Source organism: Rhodoplanes sp., assembly GCF_013377085.1.
Lineage (GTDB): Bacteria > Pseudomonadota > Alphaproteobacteria > Rhizobiales > Xanthobacteraceae > Rhodoplanes.
The window spans coordinates 40,821-57,447 of sequence record NZ_JACAAX010000026.1; the positions used below are offsets into that span (position 1 = coordinate 40,821).

Sequence of the window (16,627 nt, forward strand, 5' to 3'; positions counted from 1 at the left end):
CTCGTCACGTCGATTCGAGATGGCCTTGGCCGCCGTGCGAGTTCACGGCGTGCGCCGTGCACTTGCGCGCCGATGCGGGCGGTTCGACGGTCCGCCGGTCGACGCGACGACCGTCATGGTCTTGTGCGCGCCGTGTCTCCCGTCACCTGCGCCGACGGCTCGGCGCTGAGCCACCGGTACAGCAGCCCGCCGGCGGCGCCGCCGATCAGGGGCGCGACCCAGAACAGCCAGAGCTGCGCCAGCGCCCAGCCGCCGACGAACAGCGCCGGCCCCGTGCTGCGCGCCGGATTGACCGACGTGTTGGTGACCGGAATGCTGATCAGATGGATGAGGGTGAGACCGAGCCCGATCGCGATCGGCGCGACGCCGACAGGTGCCTTGCCGTGGGTCGATCCCATGATGATGAAGAGGAACATCATGGTCAGCACGATCTCGGCGATCAGGCAGGAGACCAAGCCGTACTTGCCGGGCGAGTGATCGCCGTATCCGTTCGCGGCGAAGCCCTTCGCCAGGCTGAAATCGGCGGTGCCGCTGGCGATCGCATAAAGGACGCCAGCGCCGATGACGGCGCCGACGACCTGCGCGACGATGTAGGGTGCGACCTGCCCGACGGGGAACCGTCCGCCGGCCGCGAGCCCGACCGTGACGGCGGGGTTGAGGTGGCATCCGGAGACGTGGCCGACGGCATAGGCCATCGTCAGCACGGTCAGGCCGAACGCGAAGGACACCCCGAGCAGGCCGATGCCCACCTCCGGGAAGCCGGCCGCGATGACGGCGCTGCCGCAGCCGCCGAAGGTGAGCCAGAACGTGCCGATCACCTCGGCCGCGAGTTTCCGCGCATCCATGAGTGTCCTCCTCCCGATTGTCCGTTGCCGTGCGAACGGCTGCCCGATCGTAACGAGACCCCGACGGGTTCGCGATATCCGCGCCGAAATTATGATTGCCGCCATGCCCTCTGGATTCGCGGGATGCGGCCGATGATTTTGCGGCAGGTTCGGATCCGGGCCGGGCCGCAGTGTTCCGAATCGGCCGATCACGATCTGATCAGAGCCGAATCCGACCCGTCGGATCGCCGAATTCCGGGTGCGGGGAGGATACGACTAGCCCTGTTCAGCGGAACGACATCACGCATTCGTTATCGGCCGCGGCCTGTCGGATCGCCGAGGTCATGGCGTTGAACCCGGCGGTATGTGAAACCTCCTGCCCCGGCAGGCGCCGACGCGAGGTCACTTGCGGTCATGATCGACAGATCCGGACCGCGGCATGCCAGGTCTCGCGGCGGCGCAGACGACGTGCACGTCGAGTCTCGATTTCGACACGTGTGGCATGTTGTTGTTTCGGGACCAGTTCACCAGGGAGCGATCGATGAGCATCTTCGGCACGATCATGTCGACCATCTTCGGCCACGCCAAAGCGGCCGAACCGTCTGCGGCCCCGGCCGGGTCGTCGCCTTCGGCGGCGCCGTCGACGTCCTCGTCGTCGGCTTCAACGGCCGGAGGGACGAAGCCTTCGGTCGACGTGGCGGCGGTTCTGACCGAGCTCGCCGCGCACAACAAGGAGAAGCTCGACTGGCGGCGCTCGATCGTCGATCTGATGAAGCTGCTCGATCTGGACAGCAGCCTGGCCGCTCGCAAGGAGCTCGCCAAGGAGCTGCGCTATTCCGGCAACCTCGACGATTCCGCCAACATGAACGTCTGGCTCCACAAGCAGGTGATGCAGAAGCTCGCCGAGAACGGCGGCAAGGTGCCGGACGACCTGAAGAGCTGATTTTCCGGGCGCTGCGGCGTTAGTCACGATCGGTCCGCGGCGCCAGCCGCCGCGGACGAGTCTCTCCGTCGCCGGCCTACTCGGCCGCGACGGCCTGCTCGGCCCGGAACGCGGCCCGCAGGGTGTCGATGGGGGCGAGGCCCTTCGGGGTCTCGACGTGCCAAAAAGTCCAGCCGTTGCAGGCGTCGATCCCGTGCGCCAGCGCACCGAGCACACCGTCAGGCATTTTCGCTGTCGGGCCTGCATCTCTTGAAATGTACGGTAAATGAACGTACATTTTGGCGGAGGAGAGGTTGCCCGATGGCCAGAGAACAAAATCGCACCTCAAGACTGGAAGCGCGCATTTCGCCCGACGGCTTGGCGGCCGTGAAGCGAGCGGCCGAAATTCAGGGCCGCAGTGTCAGCGACTTCGTGGTCGCCGCGGCGCAGGACGCTGCTCACCGGACGATCGAGGAAGCCCACATCATTCGGCTGTCGCTGGAGGACCAACGCGTCTTCGCCGAGGCGATTATCGATCCGCCCGAGCCGACGCCCGCGCTTCGGCGGTCGCTGCGCCGGCACCGTGAACTGATCACCAAGACCCGGTGATGGTCCGCTTCACTATCGAACCGCTCGGGGCACACGACAGATCGACTTTTGCCTGTGGCGTCGATGCGCTCGACCAATATCTTCGCACACGAGCGTCTCAGGACGTCAAAAAGCTCGTCGCAAGTTGTCTGGTCGCTGTCGAAGAAGGCACCGGCACGTTGGCCGGCTATTACACCCTCGCCGCCTCGAGCGTTCGCGCCGACGATCTTCCGCCCGAGATTCTCAAGCGGCTCCCGCGTTACCCGGTTCTCCCGACGGTGCTCGTCGGCCGGCTCGCGGTCGACCGTGGATTTCGCGGAAAAGGTCTCGGCAGCGTGCTCCTTGCCGATGCGGCTCTCCGCGTTCTGAAGGGCGACGTAAAAGCGTTCGCGCTGATCGTCGACGCAAAGGACGAAAATGCCGCCGCGTTCTGCCGGCACCAGGGATTTCGTCCCTTCACGAGCCGACCGACGACGCTCTTCCTGCCGCTCGGAACCATCAAGAAGGGCGTCGATGCCGAAGTGATTTAGTGTCGACAGGGTCGGCGTGACCAGGAACGTTCAGGTGCTCCACCGTCGCCGCCCGCTCGGCGCCATCCTACGGTAACGTAAATACCGAGAACCTGCCGCCATGATCGCGACCCTGTGCGCGCGCTGTTAGAGTAGGGTCCGCTTGCTCTGCCCGTTGATGGGGGTCGCAATGCGGCTCGGCTCGGTTCTCGCGGTTGTCGCGTTTGTCTTCGCCGGGGCTGTCGTCGGCGCGATGTCCTCCGCGGCTCGTGCCGAGACGGCGGGCGTGAAGCGCGCCGCGGTTCCGCCCCAGCTCGCGACGTCGTTCCTATATACCTCCTCCGGCATATTTGAGCAGTTCCGGAAAGGCCCGCCGATCGTAATTCGCCCGCAGGCGGAGGTCGAGCCGACACGACACGTAGAGGCGAAGGACTGGAAATCGCCCTATTGCACGGACTGGTCCGACGGCTGCACACGCTGTGTCCGGCGCCGGGCGCGCGACGCGCCGGTCTGCGTTCCCCACAATCCGGACTTCACCGACGTGGAGTGCAGCCGGCGCGGCATCACGTGCATCGCCGATGACCCGAGGGCCACGAAACAATTGTGCCACGGCTTGCACTTCTTTCAGGTTCTCCGAAAGCCGAGTGTGGGCAGGGTGCGGCGGAATTATCATTACGCGCCGTGGGAACTCGCCCTCGACGACCGCGGGATCTGGGAGAAGAACGGGGGGATGAGCCATCAGGAATCGCTCGATCACACCCGGGGAGGCCAGCCGTGGAACTGGATTCCGGTCGACGACATCGTGCCCGGTGTCATCGCGGAGAGGCTGCGAATACAGGCGCATGAGGATCTGCCGGACCTGCCGACGATCTATTGCGAGGGATGGGAGAAGACCGCCAGGGAGCGGGGGTGGATAAAATGACGGGGCCGGCTCGGCCGCGTCCTACTCCGCCGCGACGGCCTGCTCCGCCCTGAACGCGGCGCGCAGCGTGTCGATCGGGGCGAGGCCCTTCGGGGTTTCGACGTGCCAGAATGTCCAGCCGTTGCAGGCGTCGAGGCCCTGGGCCAGCGCGCCGATGCGGTGGATCGAGCCGACCGTCTCGCCGAAGCTGACGGCGCCGTCGGCGCGCACCAAAGCCTTCACGCGGCGCTTCGCATCGGTGAGCGTCGTGCCGGGCGACACCATGCCGCGCTCGATCAGCGCCGCGAAGGGGACGCGGGGCGCCTCGCGCGCCGTCTGGAAGGATGCGAGCGAGGCGGCGGGCAGCGGCAGGATGCCGGCCATGCGGGCCTCCGCCGCCGCCGCGTAAGCCGAATCGCGCTCGAAGCCGACGAATCGCCGGCCGAGGCGCTTGGCCACCGCGCCCGTCGTGCCGGTGCCGCAGAACGGGTCGAGCACCAGGTCGTCGGGACGCGAGGAGGAGAGCAGCACGCGGGCCAGCAGCGATTCCGGCTTCTGGGTCGGATGCAGCTTCTTGCCGGCGCCGTCCTTCAGGCGCTCCTCGCCGGTGCACAACGACAGCGTCCAGTCGGAGCGGACCTGGACGTCCTCGTTGCCGGCCTTGAGCGCCTCGTAGTTGAACGTGTAGCCCTTGGCGCCCTGGTCGCGGGCCGCCCAGATCATCGTCTCATGCGCATTGGTGAAGCGACGCCCGCGGAAATTCGGCATCGGGTTCGATTTGCGCCAGATCACGTCGTTGAGGATCCAGAAGCCGAGATCCTGCAGGATCGCGCCGACCCGGAAAATGTTGTGATAGGAGCCGATGACCCACAGGGTCGCCGACGGCTTCATCACGCGGCGGCACGCCAGGAGCCAGGCGCGGGTGAAATCGTCGTAGGCGGAAAAGCTCTCGAACTTGTCCCAGGCGTCGTCGACGGCGTCGACGCGGGAGTCGTCGGGGCGCTTGAGGTCGCCCTGGAGCTGGAGATTGTACGGCGGGTCGGCGAACACGAGGTCCACCGATGCGGCCGGGAGCTTCGACATCTCGGCGACGCAATCGCCCGTCACGACACGGAACGATGGGGTTGCCCCGAGAGTTAAGCGGGGCGTCCTGGCGGACGCCCCGCGACGCGTAACACCCATGACTCGGAACTCGTACTTGAGCGACGCGATCGGCGACGCGAGACCTTCAACCGACACGCAGATCATCGCCGCCCAAGGTAAAAATCGGCTTAATCCCCGGGGCGGACTGGCGCCGCAAATTGTCATGGACCATATTCTCGTCGGACACCCGCGGGCGCGGCCGGCCGCGCGCAGGCCGAACCCGCTGTCCGGCGCGCCCGACCAACGCGCATGTCCGAGAGATCCGCGGCCGCGTGCCGCGCATGTCCAAAAAGTCCGCGGCCGCCGGCCGCGCGAGGCGACGGAGCAAACCGATGCGCTTGGATAACCTGCCTGAGAGCGACAATATCGAGGATCGTCGCGGCGAGGACGGGGGCGGTCGCGGGGGCGGCTTCGGCATGCCGATGGGCATGGGCGGTGGCGGGCTGGGCATCGGCACCATCGTGGTGCTGGGCCTGATCGGCTGGGCGCTCGGGATCGATCCCCGCATCTTGATCGGCGGCGCCGAGATGGTCGGCGGCAGCCAGCGCGAGGCGCCGCAGTCGACCCAACAGCGCCAGACCGGCGCGCCCGACGACCAGATGGGCAAGTTCGTGTCCCGGGTGCTCGGCAGCGCCGACGTGCAGTGGAAGGACATCTTCGCCAAGGAGGGCCAGACCTACCGGGCGCCGGTGCTGGTGCTCTACAACGAGGTCACCAACCAGGCTTGCGGCGGTGTGGCGCAGGCCGCGATGGGGCCGTTCTATTGCCCGGCCGACCGCAAGATCTATCTCGACACCTCGTTCTTCCGCGATATCGAGCGCCGCTTCAAAGGCTGCGACGCCGGGTCGCGGTCGTGCCAGTTCGCCCAGGCCTATGTGATCACCCACGAGGTCGGCCACCACGTGCAGAACCTGCTCGGCATCCTGCCCAAGGTGCAGGAGCGCCAGCGTGGCATGTCCAAGGCCGATGCCAATCACCTGCAGGTGATGGTCGAGCTGCAGGCCGACTGCTTTGCCGGCGTGTGGGCCAACCGCTCCGACAAGCAGTGGCAGCTTTTGGAGCCGGGCGACGTGGAGGCGGCGATGCGCACCGCCGCGGCGATCGGCGACGACAGGCTGCAGATGCAGGCGCGCGGCCGGGTGGTGCCGGACTCGTTCACGCATGGCAGCTCGGCGCAGCGCCAGCGCTGGTTCGAGACCGGGCTCAAGCAGGGTACCATCGCGGCCTGCAACACGTTCCGGGCTGCAGATTTGTAAGCAAAGGACGAAACATGATCATCGAGCTGGTGACCTTCGAGTCGCCCGCGGGTTGGGACCGCGCCCGCGTGCTCGCCGATGCCGAGACCACGATCCCGAAATGGACCGCCAACCGCGAGCTCGTGCGCAAGCACTTCATGCTGGGGATCGGCGAGGCCGAAGGCACCGGCGGCGGCATCTATGTCTGGCCGTCCGTCGAGGCGGCGCAGCGGGCGCACGACGACGCTTGGCGCGAGGGCGTGAAGCGCCGCACCGGCGGCTATCCGACCATCCGGTATTTCGATCTCATGCTGTTGATCGACAACGAGCACGACCGGGTCACCGCCTTCGACGCCGACGGCCAGCCGCGCGAGCGCCTGCCGGCCTGACGGCGCCTGCTTTTCCACCGCGGCGATTGACGCCCGTGAGGGCGCACGCCATCGTGGCGCCGCCGGTCCGTCAGCGTCGGGCGCGGACGGGCCGGCACGACGGAGACACGCATGGCCGGCCTCGACGATTCGCGGCAGTTCGTCCCGCTCAAGATCGCGGTGCTCACGGTGTCGGACACCCGCACGCCCGAGGACGACAAGTCCGGCGCCACGCTGGTCGAGCGCATCACGGCGGCCGGCCACACGCTGGCGGCGCGCGCCATCGTGGTCGACGACATCGCCGCGATCCGCAGCCGGGTCGAAACCTGGATCGCCGATCCCGAGATCGACGTGGTGATCACCACGGGCGGCACCGGCTTCACCGGGCGCGACGTCACGCCGGAAGCGGTCGAGCCGCTGTTCGAGAAGCGCATGGACGCCTTCTCGAGCCTGTTCCTGCTGGTCAGCTTCCAGAAGATCGGCACCTCGGCGATCCAGACCCGGGCGACCGCCGGCGTCGCCCGCGCCACCTACGTGTTCTGCCTGCCGGGCTCGCCGGGCGCCTGCAAGGACGCCTGGGACGCCATTTTGGTGCACCAGCTCGACTACCGCTACCGCCCCTGCAACTTCGTCGAGATCATGCCGCGCCTCGACGAGCATCTGCGCCGCCCCAAGTCCAAGGGCGCGACGGCGTAGAGGCTGTCGTTCCGGGGCGGCGCAAAAGCGCCGAGCCCGGAACCCATAGCCCCTGCCTCTCGTGAGCCACCAACACCGGGCGTATGGATTCCGGGCTCGCGGACCTGCCGTTCCGCGCCCCGGAATGACGGGTCGAAGGGCCTCCCGCTACGCCAGCTCCAGCTCCCAGGTTTCTCCCAACAGCTCGTGTGCGAACGCGCAATGCGGCTCCTGCTTCACCAGGGTGAAGCCGAGCGACGCGTAGAGGCCGCGCGCCTCCACAAGAATGCTCTGGGTCCACAGCGAGATTTTTCGGTAGCGCCGCTCGCGGGCGAAGCGGATGCACGCCTCGACCAGCTTGCGGCCGAGGCCAAGGCCGCGCGCCTCCGGCACGACGAGCAGGAGCCGCAGCTTGGCGATCTCGTCGCCGCCGTCGACCAGGAACACGCTGCCGACCGGGGTGCCGTCACGCTCGGCGATCCAGCAATTTTCGCGCGACGGATCGAAGCGGCGGAGGAAGTCGGCGAGAATGTCCGCGACCAGCGCCTCGAAGGCCGCGCCCCAGCCCTGCTCGGCGCCGTAGACGGCGGCGTGGCTCGCCAGCACGAAGCCCATGTCGCCGGTGCGGTGCGGGCGCAGCACGACGGCCGCGGCTCCGCCGTCGGGCGCCATCGTCGTCTCGATGGTGCGCATCGCCGCGACCAGCCGCTGCTGCGCCGCCTCGGGCAGCGGCGCCAGCATGGCGGCGACCTGCGCCGCGGAGCGGCGGTCGAGGTCCCGGAAGGCGTCGAGTCCCGCGGGGCTGAGGGTGAGGAGGCTCTGCCGCCCGTCCTGCGGCGACGGGCTTTTTGCGACCAGCCCGGTCTTCTCGAACCGCTTCAGGATGCGGCTGAGATAGCCGTGGTCGAGGCCGAGGCTGGTCGCGATCGCGGTTGCCGTGGTGCCGGGCCCCCTCTCGGGGACTTGGGCGAGCTCGTAGAGCACCCGCGCCTCGGTGAGCGAGTAGGGCGTGTCGACCAGCCCGTCCTGCAGGAGGCCGATCCGGCGCGTATAGGCCCGGTTGAAGCGGCGCACTGCATCGAGGCGGGCAGGGGGCGGATTTGTCGAAGGGGGCGCAGCCGACAGGGCCGTCTCGGTCGTCGCCGTCTTGGTCGTCATGGTCACCTCGCTCGACACGCAGCGATACGAACGGGTGTCACGATCAGACAATTAGTTGACCAAGTCAAATAATATCAGAGGATCGTCTCGTCGGGGGAGATCACCCCGCTGCGCAGCCGCACCAGCCGGCGGCTGCCGAGCCGGCCCAGCAGGGCGCTCTCGCTGTTCTCCTGGTCCGGATGGCCGCCGAGCGAGTCGTAGAACCGCTTGTTGATCAGAAGCCCCTGGTCGGGACTCGGGCGGCGGCGGACCGCCTCGCGCATCAGCGCCAGCGCCTGGCCGGCCAGCGACGGCCCGGCGCGCCCCAACGGCTCGGCCCGGAAAACGGCGGCCGTGTCGATGCGGCCGCGCCGCTCGGCATCCTCGACGAACCGCGTGGTCTCCTCGATCCAGCCGCTGTCCGGCATGGTGCCGGGGCGCAGGAACAAGAGCCAAGGGCTGCGCGCCGCCGCCACCGCGTCGCGCAGCCGCGCTCCGAGCGGCGCGGTCGAGACCAGCACGGTGCAGCCGGCGATCTCGGCGACCTGCGCAGTATCGTCCTGGGAGCCGCCCTCGGCGACGATCACCTCGCGCACCGTGCCGGCCACAGCCGCGCCGACCAGCGCAGCAAGGGTGCGAACCAGCGGCCGCTCGCAATCGCGGGCCGGAATGACGACGCTCAGCATGACCTCGTGCCCTGCCTTCCCGCGGCCACTATAGTGATGCGGCAGCCAAAACTCGATCGCATCGCGAGAATTTCCGCGCCCGGCGGGGGATCGACATCACGGTTAATTGTTCTTGTTTTGTTCGTGTCCGATGACTAGATTCCGCTCATGAGCGCAACCTCCGCCCTTCGCCGCCTGCCCGCCCCGGCCCCCACCGAGCCCCGTCTCGGCGCCGACGCCGCCTCCCCGCCGACAGCCCCGATCGCGCCGGATCGGCGGCGCGGCCGCGGCGCCGTGTCGAACCAGACCGGCCGCTTCGAGCCGGTCGCCCGCGTCGCCTTCGACGACGGCTGGCAGAGCCTCGACGAGCTGCCGCCCTTCGCCACCACGGTGGCGACCGACACGGCCCGCAAGGTGATCACCAGGAACGAGTCGCCCGACATCTCGTTCGACCGCTCGATCAACCCCTATCGCGGCTGCGAGCACGGCTGCGTCTACTGCTTCGCCCGGCCGACCCACGCCTATCTGGGCCTGTCGCCCGGCCTCGACTTCGAATCGAAGCTGTTCATGAAGCCGGACGCGCCCGAGCTTCTGGAGCGCGAGCTGTCGATGCGCGGCTATGTGCCGAAGACCATCGCGATCGGCACCAACACCGACCCGTACCAGCCGATCGAGCGCAAGACCGGCCTGATGCGGCGCATCCTCGAGGTGCTGGAGAAGGCCGGCCACCCGGTCGGCATCGTCACCAAGTCGGACCTGATTCGTCGCGATCTCGACATTCTGTCGCGCATGGCGGAGCGACGGCTGGTCCGCGTCGCCGTGTCGGTGACGACCCTCGATCCGGCGCTGGCGCGCACCATGGAGCCGCGGGCGCCGACGCCGTCGCGCCGGCTCGCCGCCCTGCGGGCGCTCGCCGAGGCCGGCGTCCCGGCGACCGTGATGGTCGCGCCCGTGGTGCCGGCCATCAACGACGCCGAGATCGAGCGCATCCTCGATGCCGCCGCGGCGGCCGGTGTCGAAGGCGCCGGCTACGTGCTGCTGCGGTTGCCGCTGGAGGTGCGCGATCTGTTCCGCGAATGGCTGGTCACGCATTTCCCCGACCGCGAGCGCCACGTCTTCACGCTGATCCGCCAGATGCGCGGCGGCAAGGACTACGACGCCAAGTTCGGCCAGCGCATGACCGGCTCGGGCCCCTATGCCTGGATGCTGGGCCGCCGCTTCGAAAAGGCCTGCGACCGGCTCGGCCTCAATCTTCGCCGCACCGCCCTGACGGTCGAGCATTTTACGCCGCCCGCAAAAGCGTCGAAGCAGCTCGAGATGTTCTGAGACGGGCCTGCGCCGGCTTGCTGCGGAGCGTGTCATCGGGCGGGCCGAAGGCAGCCGGACCGGCTGCGCGACGCCCCCGAAAGGGCAAATCCGTCCTGTCCGGGCGGTTGCCTCCATTGCTCTTTCCGACCACCCTCACACTATGAGTCGCCGTCCGGATCCCGCCGCCACGCCGCGCCTGCCGCTTGCCGAGGAGCCGGTGCGCCCGACATTTTTGCGCGAACGGCGTGCCTTGAAACGCGGGCTGTGGCCGGTCGCCGGTTGCGACGAGGCCGGCCGCGGGCCGCTGGCCGGACCCGTGGTGGCCGCCGCCGTGATCCTCGACCCGAAGAGAATCCCGCGTGGGCTCGACGATTCCAAGAAGCTCACGGCGGAGCGCCGCGCCGTTCTCTATGAGCGCATCTGCGCCGTGGCCGAGGTCGGCATCGCGCTCGGCTCGACCGCCCGCATCGACCGCGACAATATCCGCCAGGCCTCGCTGTGGGCGCTGGCGCGTGCCGTCCGGGCGCTGCCGATCGCGCCGAAGCTCGTCTTCGTCGACGGCTGCGACCGCATCGATGCCGGCTGCGACTGCGAGGCCGTGGTCTCCGGCGACGCCCTGGTGCTGTCCATCGCGGCCGCCTCGATCGTCGCCAAGGTGACGCGCGACCGGCTGATGGAGCAGGTCGGTGCCGCCTGTCCGGGCTATGGGTTCGAACGCCACATGGGCTACGGCGTCCCCGCGCACAAGCGGGCCCTGGTCGAGTTCGGTGCGACCCCGCATCACCGCCGCTCCTTCGCGCCGGTGCGGGCGGTGTGCGGCGAATCCACCGCCTAAGAGCCTGGCGCAAGCCCCGTGGACGCCGATGCGGCATCCGGCGTGCACCGGATCGCTTCCTAGACGGGGCGGGGTTTGCTACCACGCTGAGCACGGCCGGCGCCCCCGGACGGCCGCCGCCAGGGTGCCGCCGCGGGGACGGCGCCCATGATCCCGTTCCGCTCCCGTCCCGACGCCCGAACCGCGACGAACTGCCGCCGATGTTGCACGTCTCCCTGTTCGTCGAGCTGATCCGCGCCAATCCGCGCCTCGTGGTGTGGACGGCCGCGCTCGTCCAGGCGACGCTGTGGTGGCTGGTGCCGACGCTGTTCTACTCGGCGCCGCCCGGCAATCTGCCGCTGATGATCGCGGTCGGCCACGAGTTCCAGCTCGGCTCCTATTGGGGGCCGCCGCTGGCGAGCTGGCTCGCCGAGATCGCCTTCGCGATCGCCGGGACGGCCGGCGTCTATCTGCTCTCGCAGGCCTGCGTGATCTCGACCTATTGGGGCGTGTTCACGCTCGGCCGCGCCATCGTCGGTGCCCAGCACGCCGCCATGGCGGTGCTGCTGATGGTCGGCATCGCCGCGCTCACCGTGCCGACGCCGGATTTCGGGCCGCCCATTCTTGCGATGCCGCTCACCGTCTTCGTGCTGCGGCATTACTGGCGGGTGATCGGGGAGGGACGGCGCAGCGCCTGGTATGTCCTGGCGGTCGGGCTCGCGCTGCTGCTGCTCACCATGTATGCGGGCCTGATCCTGCTCGCGGCCATCGCCATCTTCACCGGGACGAGCCGGCGCGGCCGCGAGATGCTGCTCGGCATCGAGCCCTGGGTGGGGCTGTTCCTGATCGGCGTCATCGTGTTTCCGCACCTTTTGTGGGTCGACATGTCGGGCATGTGGGGCGTGTGGACGGGGCGCTACGGCGTGGCGGCGCTCGATCCGCTGCTGCAGGGCGGCCAGCTCCTGGGCGGCCTGGTGCTCGCCCATGTGGGTGCGCTGCTGCTCGCCTTGATCGCGGTCGGCCTGCGTCCGCCCAAGGACAAGGCTCCGACATTCGCGCGAAAACCCATCACCGGGCTGGAGCGCCGTTTCGTGCTGTTCTTTGCCGCGGCACTGCCGCTCGCCGCGATCACGATCGGCGCCTTCATGGGCGACCGCGGGCCGATCGGCGGGCTCGGGCCCTATGTGGTGCTGTCCGGCCTCGCCATCGTGGTCCTGGCCGGCAACACCATCGTGCTGCAGCGACAGGGCCTCACCAGCATCGCCTGGAGCCTCCTGCTGGTGGCGCCGCCCGTGATCGCCGCCGCCGCGGTCGCGGTCCTGCCGTTCGTCTCCACGACGGACGTGCCGATCTCCCAGCCGGCCAATGCGATCGGAAAATTCTTCGGCGAGACCTTCGAGCGCCGCACCGGCAAGCCGCTGGCGATCGTCGCCGGCGAGCCGCGGCTGGCCAGCCTGGTCGCCATCGCGGCGCCGTCGCGGCCGAGCTTCTATTTCGACGCGGCGCCCGACCGCACCCCCTGGATCAACGGCGACGAGCTGCGCCGCAAGGGCGCGATCGTGCTGTGGCCGACCACCGACACCTCGACGACGGTGCCGCCCGACATCAAGGCGCGCTTCCCCGACCTGGTGGCCGAGGTCCCGCAGACCTTCACCCGCGTCGTGCAGGGCCGCCTGCCGCTGATGCGCATCGGCTGGGGCATGCTGCGCCCGCAGTGAGGGGCGCTTGCGCCTCCGGTCACTACGTTTTGATGGCGGCCCAGAGGCTCGAACTGGTGGTGCCGCCCGACCACAGCCAGCCCCATGCTCCGCACGCCGCCGCCGCGATGATCGGCGGTGAGATCCAGTCCCAGACGCGGGTTCCGACGGGCAAGTGAACGACACTGCTGGCGGCGCGAAAGCCACCGGCCGCGAAATCGACCGGGTTCTCGCCGCCCAGGCTGGCCGGCAGGGTGATCGTGGCCCGGGCGAGCATCTCGAGGCCGAACGCGACGAGAACGAGCGCGGCCAGCCCGGCCAGGAGCCCCTGTGCCGTCATCTCGACGGCCATCTGGCGGCGCACCTGGCCACTGCTCCAGCCGAGCACGCGCAGGAGCGCCAGCTCCCGCCGGCGCTCGGAGACGACGCCGAGCACCAGCATGGCGCCCAAGGCCAGCGCAGCAGCCGCACCGACGCCGACCGCAATCGGACCGAAGCGGCCGATCGTCTGCGAGACCCCGCCGAACAGTTGCAGCATGGTTCCGGGCGAGGCGACCGAGGCGTGCGGCAGCCAGCCGGCAATGCGCTGTTTCACCGTCTCGGTGTCGGCAATGTCGGCGACGTCGAGGAAGACCTGATTGACCAGCCCCTCGGGCAGCCCGGCGAGCGTGCGGGCCTCGCCGATGTCCATGTAGAAGTTGCTCGATGCGATCTGGCTGCCTTCCTTGATGTCGATCACGCCGACGACCGTGAAGGTCTTGCCGCCGATCTCGACGGTGCGGCCGGGATCGAGGCGGTAGAAGGCGCCGTAGTGCCGCTCGACGAGGATCTCCGGCTTGCCGGCCTCCGGCAGGCGGCCGTTGATCAGCCACTCCCGTATCCGGCCCGGACCGAGCGCGGGAGCATTCGGGTCGAGCGGGATGCCGCTGATCGAATAGAAGCGGCCGGCACCCAGATTCCAGAGCAGCACGAAGCCGGCGCTTTGTGACACGCCCGGCTCGGAGGCGAGCCGGGTCGCTTCCTCCTGCGTGATCGGCTGCGCCGAGTAGGGCAGCATGATGCCCATCTGCTTCGGGACGGACGTCTGGACGGCGTTGCGCTGCACGATCAGGTTTGCGCCGAGGCTGCGGAACGGGACGGTCGCGACGTCGGCGAAGGAGCGCCCGAGGACATCGAGCATGACGACGAGGGTGGCCGCGAGCGCGATGCCGCCGACCAGAAGCGCGGTTCGCCGCCAGCGATAGGTCAGCTCGTTCGCCAGGTAGCGCCAGTGCACGAGGCGGCACATCGTCAGTCCGCCTTCTCGCCGAGGGCGGCACGCAGCGCCACCTCGAAATCGGCGACGCTCCAGGTGCCGTTCAGGCCCATCGGATTGCCGGCCGAAGCCGGGAAGTTGACGAACTCGATGGTCTTGCCGTCCGCCCGCTTGAAGCTCTTGCTGCCGGCGATCAGGATCACGATCGGGATGTGTCCCTTCAATCCGACGGCTTTCGCCCGCCTTTCGCCGTCGGGGCTTTCGATGTCGAGATCGACGACCTTCACGCGGCCGTCGTACTTGGCGAGAACCTCGCGCACTGGCTTCAGCGCGCTCTGCACCGGCCAATGCCCCATTGCGAGCAGCTCGATGGTCGGCTCGGCGGCGGCGGCGTGACCGGCCAAGAAGGGGAGTCCGGCGGCGCCGATCAGGAGGAGGACGTCTCTACGCGTTGCCATGCTGGATTCTCCCGTCCTTCATCTCGATGGTCATGTCGGCCTTGCCGGCGACATCGAGATCGTGGGTCACGATCAGTAGCGTCGTTGCAAAAATGCGGCTCATGTCGAGCAACAGGCCGAGCACGCCGGCGCCGGTTTCGGCGTCGAGGTTTCCGGTCGGCTCGTCCGCGAGCAGAATCGCCGGGCGATTGACCAGCGCGCGGGCGATCGCGACGCGCTGCTGCTCGCCGCCGCTCAACTGCGACGGGCGGTGGTGCATCCGGTCGCCGAGTCCCACCTGCGCAAGGAGGTCGGTAGCCCGTTTGCGGCGGTCGGCAGCCGTGCCTTCCTTTTCGAAGAAGGTCGGCAGCAGGACGTTTTCCAGAGCCGAAAGCGACGGGATGAGGTTGAAGCTCTGGAACACGATGCCGATCGTCTGCCGCCGGAGATCGGCCATCTGCGGTTCGTCGAGCTGCGACAGATCGTGCCCCTGGATGAGCACGCGGCCGCTGTCCGCCTTCTCCAGCCCGGAGACGACCCCGAGCAGCGTGCTCTTGCCGGATCCTGACTTGCCGATGACGGCAGCGAAGCGTCCGGCCGGGACCGACAGGTCGATGCCGTTGAGGACCGCGAGGGTGCCATACCGCTTGGTTACGCCGTCGACTTGGATGATTGCCTCGTTCATGGCGTTTCTCCTATTCGCTGCGCAGGAGCGACCAGGGCTGCGGCGGAGGCGAGGCGGCGAGGGCGAGTGCCGCGGCCAGGGCGACCATGACGCCGCCGGCGGCCGCGATCACCGCCGCCTCCCAGGGCACCGTGATCGGCACCGTGATGGTCTGGGTGCGGTCGAGCGTCGCGTCGGGGATGAAATGCGGGGTCGAGCTCAGATCCCAGGGCAGATCGAGCGTCACCGAGATATGGCCGAGCGCCGCCGCAATCAGAACCGCGAGAAGCACGCCGAGGGCCACACCGGCGAGCGCGAGCATGCCGTTCTCAATGAGGACTTGCCGGCGGATCAGCCGCCACGGCCAACCGACCGCCTGCAGGACGGCCAGTTCCCGGCGCCGTTCCGCGATCGCTGAAGCGGTGGCGCGCAGCACGAAGGCTGCCGCGAAGACGCCGATCACGACGGCGACGATCAGTCCCATGCGTTGCGAGAGGAACAGGACGCCGCTCAGGGCCTCGCGGAACGACAGTTCGCTCGACACGATCCCCTTCTTGCCGAGCATTGCGACGGTCCTGTCGACGACACTTTCGAGGGTCTGGCGGTCGACCTTGACCAGCAACAGGTTGGCGTCGTCGCGTCGGAACGGATAGAGCGCCTGCACCATCGGGGCGCCTGCGGCTAGCTCTTGCGCCGGGGCGAGCGGCATGTAGACGTCGGCCCGCACGACCTTGCCGCCGCGGGCCGCATCGACGATGCCGGCGACGGGGAATTTGGTTCCGCCGATATCGAGCTCGGCCCCGACCTGCACGCCGTTCTTGGAGGCGAAATCGCTGTCGAGCAAGATCGCGCGGTCACCCGGGTGCAGGGGCTTGCCGGCGATCAGCCGTGAGGACAGCGAGCCGAGGCCGGCCTCACCGTCCTCGATGCCGAGCACCGATTGATAATGATCCGGCGCCAGCTCCCACATGTAGACCCCACGGGTCACCGAGATGACGCCCGCCATCCTGCCGATGGTCGCGGTTGCAGCCGCGGGCACCAGGGCGTTCGGGTGCGGAAAGACGAGCCCCTCGAGCTTCGGCGGAATATCGCCGGTGATCTGGACGACGACGTCGGCCCCGACGGTCTCGACCGGAGCGCGGATCGCGCGGGCGTAGGACGCCGCGAGGGCGGTCAGAAGCACGGCCGCGATCACGGCCACCGCAATGCTCAGAACGGTGACCAGCGACCGGCTGCGGCGGAACAAGAGTTCGCGGAGTGCGTAATTGAGCCACATGTGCGGGAATGCCTTGAACTGAGCGTCCAGGTCACGACGACCATCCCTGACCGCTGCGGGGGCCGCAGGTCACCAATGGGCTTTGATGATGTCGCGTCCGTCTCCCTGCTGTAAAGTTATGTAAAGCCGACGTCCTGGGGCTGTGCTGGAGGCCGGAATGGTCGATGCCGAGCCCCGGCTCGGGTTCGGAACCTGCCATAGGCCGCGCG

General features: G+C 68.7%; 19 protein-coding genes and 1 pseudogene. 11 read left to right on the forward strand and 9 right to left on the reverse strand.

Annotated elements, in window-relative coordinates; genetic code table 11:
* Positions 1–113: 113 nt before the first annotated feature.
* Positions 114–845 carry an aquaporin Z gene (gene aqpZ, locus HXX10_RS17940; protein WP_296524165.1) on the reverse strand — a complete coding sequence of 244 codons (732 nt, stop codon included), beginning with the start codon at positions 843–845 and terminating at the stop codon, positions 114–116.
* Positions 846–1,365: 520 nt separating this feature from the next.
* On the opposite strand from aqpZ, the gene HXX10_RS17945 reads away from it, so the two are divergent.
* A complete protein-coding gene (locus tag HXX10_RS17945) occupies positions 1,366–1,767 on the forward strand; it encodes a DUF3597 domain-containing protein (RefSeq protein WP_296524166.1) in 402 nt (133 codons plus the stop codon).
* A 76-nt stretch (positions 1,768–1,843) separates the two neighbouring features.
* Here HXX10_RS17945 and HXX10_RS17950 read toward each other — a convergent pair.
* Positions 1,844–1,978 (reverse strand): annotated as a pseudogene (locus HXX10_RS17950) (modification methylase); the annotation flags it as partial.
* Between the two features lie 89 nt (positions 1,979–2,067).
* Between HXX10_RS17950 and HXX10_RS17955 the strand changes: the two are divergent.
* From HXX10_RS17955 to HXX10_RS17965, 3 genes are all read left to right on the forward strand, one after another.
* Positions 2,068–2,355 carry a DUF1778 domain-containing protein gene (locus tag HXX10_RS17955; protein ID WP_296524167.1) on the forward strand — a complete coding sequence of 96 codons (288 nt, stop codon included), beginning with the start codon at positions 2,068–2,070 and terminating at the stop codon, positions 2,353–2,355.
* A complete protein-coding gene (locus HXX10_RS17960; RefSeq protein ID WP_367141997.1) occupies positions 2,355–2,864 on the forward strand; it encodes a GNAT family N-acetyltransferase in 510 nt (169 codons plus the stop codon). The genes HXX10_RS17955 and HXX10_RS17960 overlap by 1 nt, the downstream gene beginning before the upstream one ends.
* Positions 2,865–3,033: 169 nt before the next feature.
* Positions 3,034–3,765 (forward strand): hypothetical protein, encoded by a 732-nt coding sequence (locus tag HXX10_RS17965; protein ID WP_296524169.1) that lies wholly within the window; start codon positions 3,034–3,036, stop codon positions 3,763–3,765.
* A 21-nt stretch (positions 3,766–3,786) separates the two neighbouring features.
* Here the strand turns inward: HXX10_RS17965 and HXX10_RS17970 are convergent, their stop codons facing one another.
* Complete coding sequence (locus HXX10_RS17970) at positions 3,787–4,926, reverse strand: site-specific DNA-methyltransferase (protein WP_296524170.1); 1,140 nt, start codon at positions 4,924–4,926, stop codon at positions 3,787–3,789.
* Between the two features lie 16 nt (positions 4,927–4,942).
* Between HXX10_RS17970 and HXX10_RS17975 the strand changes: the two genes are divergently transcribed.
* The 4 genes from HXX10_RS17975 (at position 4,943) to moaB (ending at position 7,186) form a co-directional block, all read left to right on the forward strand.
* Complete coding sequence (locus HXX10_RS17975) at positions 4,943–5,233, forward strand: hypothetical protein (RefSeq protein ID WP_296524171.1); 291 nt, start codon at positions 4,943–4,945, stop codon at positions 5,231–5,233.
* Complete coding sequence (locus HXX10_RS17980) at positions 5,220–6,143, forward strand: neutral zinc metallopeptidase (protein ID WP_296524172.1); 924 nt, start codon at positions 5,220–5,222, stop codon at positions 6,141–6,143. Before HXX10_RS17975 ends, HXX10_RS17980 begins: the two co-directional genes overlap by 14 nt.
* A 14-nt stretch (positions 6,144–6,157) precedes the next feature.
* The gene (locus HXX10_RS17985) at positions 6,158–6,511 is read left to right on the forward strand and encodes a hypothetical protein (RefSeq protein ID WP_296524173.1); all 354 of its coding nucleotides are present in this window, start codon (positions 6,158–6,160) and stop codon (positions 6,509–6,511) included.
* Positions 6,512–6,622: 111 nt separating this feature from the next.
* Entirely contained in the window at positions 6,623–7,186 is a 564-nt protein-coding gene (gene moaB, locus HXX10_RS17990) for a molybdenum cofactor biosynthesis protein B (protein ID WP_296524174.1), read from the forward strand.
* Between the two features lie 147 nt (positions 7,187–7,333).
* Here the strand turns inward: moaB and HXX10_RS17995 are convergent, their stop codons facing one another.
* Positions 7,334–8,323, reverse strand: coding sequence for a helix-turn-helix domain-containing GNAT family N-acetyltransferase (locus HXX10_RS17995; protein ID WP_296524175.1), 990 nt, complete (start codon positions 8,321–8,323; stop codon positions 7,334–7,336).
* 74 nt (positions 8,324–8,397) lie between these two features.
* Entirely contained in the window at positions 8,398–8,988 is a 591-nt protein-coding gene (locus HXX10_RS18000; RefSeq protein WP_296524176.1) for a glycosyltransferase, read from the reverse strand.
* A 147-nt stretch (positions 8,989–9,135) separates the two neighbouring features.
* Between HXX10_RS18000 and HXX10_RS18005 the strand changes: the two genes are divergently transcribed.
* From HXX10_RS18005 to HXX10_RS18015, 3 genes are all read left to right on the forward strand, one after another.
* A complete protein-coding gene (locus HXX10_RS18005; protein WP_296524177.1) occupies positions 9,136–10,293 on the forward strand; it encodes a PA0069 family radical SAM protein in 1,158 nt (385 codons plus the stop codon).
* A 142-nt stretch (positions 10,294–10,435) separates the two neighbouring features.
* A complete protein-coding gene (locus tag HXX10_RS18010) occupies positions 10,436–11,110 on the forward strand; it encodes a ribonuclease HII (RefSeq protein WP_296524178.1) in 675 nt (224 codons plus the stop codon).
* A gap of 200 nt (positions 11,111–11,310) precedes the next feature.
* Positions 11,311–12,807 carry a glycosyltransferase family 39 protein gene (locus HXX10_RS18015; RefSeq protein WP_296524179.1) on the forward strand — a complete coding sequence of 499 codons (1,497 nt, stop codon included), beginning with the start codon at positions 11,311–11,313 and terminating at the stop codon, positions 12,805–12,807.
* A gap of 22 nt (positions 12,808–12,829) precedes the next feature.
* Here the strand turns inward: HXX10_RS18015 and HXX10_RS18020 are convergent, their stop codons facing one another.
* From HXX10_RS18020 to HXX10_RS18035, 4 genes are read right to left on the reverse strand one after another with little or no spacing between them, the layout of a single operon-like run.
* Positions 12,830–14,074: an ABC transporter permease gene (locus HXX10_RS18020; protein WP_296524180.1), complete on the reverse strand. Its 1,245-nt coding sequence runs from the start codon at positions 14,072–14,074 to the stop codon at positions 12,830–12,832.
* A gap of 2 nt (positions 14,075–14,076) precedes the next feature.
* Positions 14,077–14,499, reverse strand: coding sequence for a hypothetical protein (locus HXX10_RS18025; protein WP_296524181.1), 423 nt, complete (start codon positions 14,497–14,499; stop codon positions 14,077–14,079).
* On the reverse strand, positions 14,486–15,163 hold the full coding sequence (locus tag HXX10_RS18030) for an ABC transporter ATP-binding protein (RefSeq protein WP_296524182.1): 678 nt from the start codon (positions 15,161–15,163) through the stop codon (positions 14,486–14,488). Before HXX10_RS18030 ends, HXX10_RS18025 begins: the two co-directional genes overlap by 14 nt.
* A 10-nt stretch (positions 15,164–15,173) precedes the next feature.
* Complete coding sequence (locus tag HXX10_RS18035; RefSeq protein WP_296524183.1) at positions 15,174–16,418, reverse strand: ABC transporter permease; 1,245 nt, start codon at positions 16,416–16,418, stop codon at positions 15,174–15,176.
* Positions 16,419–16,627: the final 209 nt, after the last annotated feature.

Coding starts and splice junctions, on each gene's coding strand:
- aqpZ (WP_296524165.1), bottom strand. CDS start 845: ATGGATGCGCGGAAACTCGCGGCCGAGGTGATCGGCACGTTCTGGCTC.
- HXX10_RS17945 (WP_296524166.1), top strand. CDS start 1,366: ATGAGCATCTTCGGCACGATCATGTCGACCATCTTCGGCCACGCCAAA.
- HXX10_RS17955 (WP_296524167.1), top strand. CDS start 2,068: ATGGCCAGAGAACAAAATCGCACCTCAAGACTGGAAGCGCGCATTTCG.
- HXX10_RS17960 (WP_367141997.1), top strand. CDS start 2,355: ATGGTCCGCTTCACTATCGAACCGCTCGGGGCACACGACAGATCGACT.
- HXX10_RS17965 (WP_296524169.1), top strand. CDS start 3,034: ATGCGGCTCGGCTCGGTTCTCGCGGTTGTCGCGTTTGTCTTCGCCGGG.
- HXX10_RS17970 (WP_296524170.1), bottom strand. CDS start 4,926: ATGGGTGTTACGCGTCGCGGGGCGTCCGCCAGGACGCCCCGCTTAACT.
- HXX10_RS17980 (WP_296524172.1), top strand. CDS start 5,220: ATGCGCTTGGATAACCTGCCTGAGAGCGACAATATCGAGGATCGTCGC.
- HXX10_RS17985 (WP_296524173.1), top strand. CDS start 6,158: ATGATCATCGAGCTGGTGACCTTCGAGTCGCCCGCGGGTTGGGACCGC.
- moaB (WP_296524174.1), top strand. CDS start 6,623: ATGGCCGGCCTCGACGATTCGCGGCAGTTCGTCCCGCTCAAGATCGCG.
- HXX10_RS17995 (WP_296524175.1), bottom strand. CDS start 8,323: ATGACGACCAAGACGGCGACGACCGAGACGGCCCTGTCGGCTGCGCCC.
- HXX10_RS18000 (WP_296524176.1), bottom strand. CDS start 8,988: ATGCTGAGCGTCGTCATTCCGGCCCGCGATTGCGAGCGGCCGCTGGTT.
- HXX10_RS18005 (WP_296524177.1), top strand. CDS start 9,136: ATGAGCGCAACCTCCGCCCTTCGCCGCCTGCCCGCCCCGGCCCCCACC.
- HXX10_RS18010 (WP_296524178.1), top strand. CDS start 10,436: ATGAGTCGCCGTCCGGATCCCGCCGCCACGCCGCGCCTGCCGCTTGCC.
- HXX10_RS18015 (WP_296524179.1), top strand. CDS start 11,311: ATGTTGCACGTCTCCCTGTTCGTCGAGCTGATCCGCGCCAATCCGCGC.
- HXX10_RS18020 (WP_296524180.1), bottom strand. CDS start 14,074: ATGTGCCGCCTCGTGCACTGGCGCTACCTGGCGAACGAGCTGACCTAT.
- HXX10_RS18025 (WP_296524181.1), bottom strand. CDS start 14,499: ATGGCAACGCGTAGAGACGTCCTCCTCCTGATCGGCGCCGCCGGACTC.
- HXX10_RS18030 (WP_296524182.1), bottom strand. CDS start 15,163: ATGAACGAGGCAATCATCCAAGTCGACGGCGTAACCAAGCGGTATGGC.
- HXX10_RS18035 (WP_296524183.1), bottom strand. CDS start 16,418: ATGTGGCTCAATTACGCACTCCGCGAACTCTTGTTCCGCCGCAGCCGG.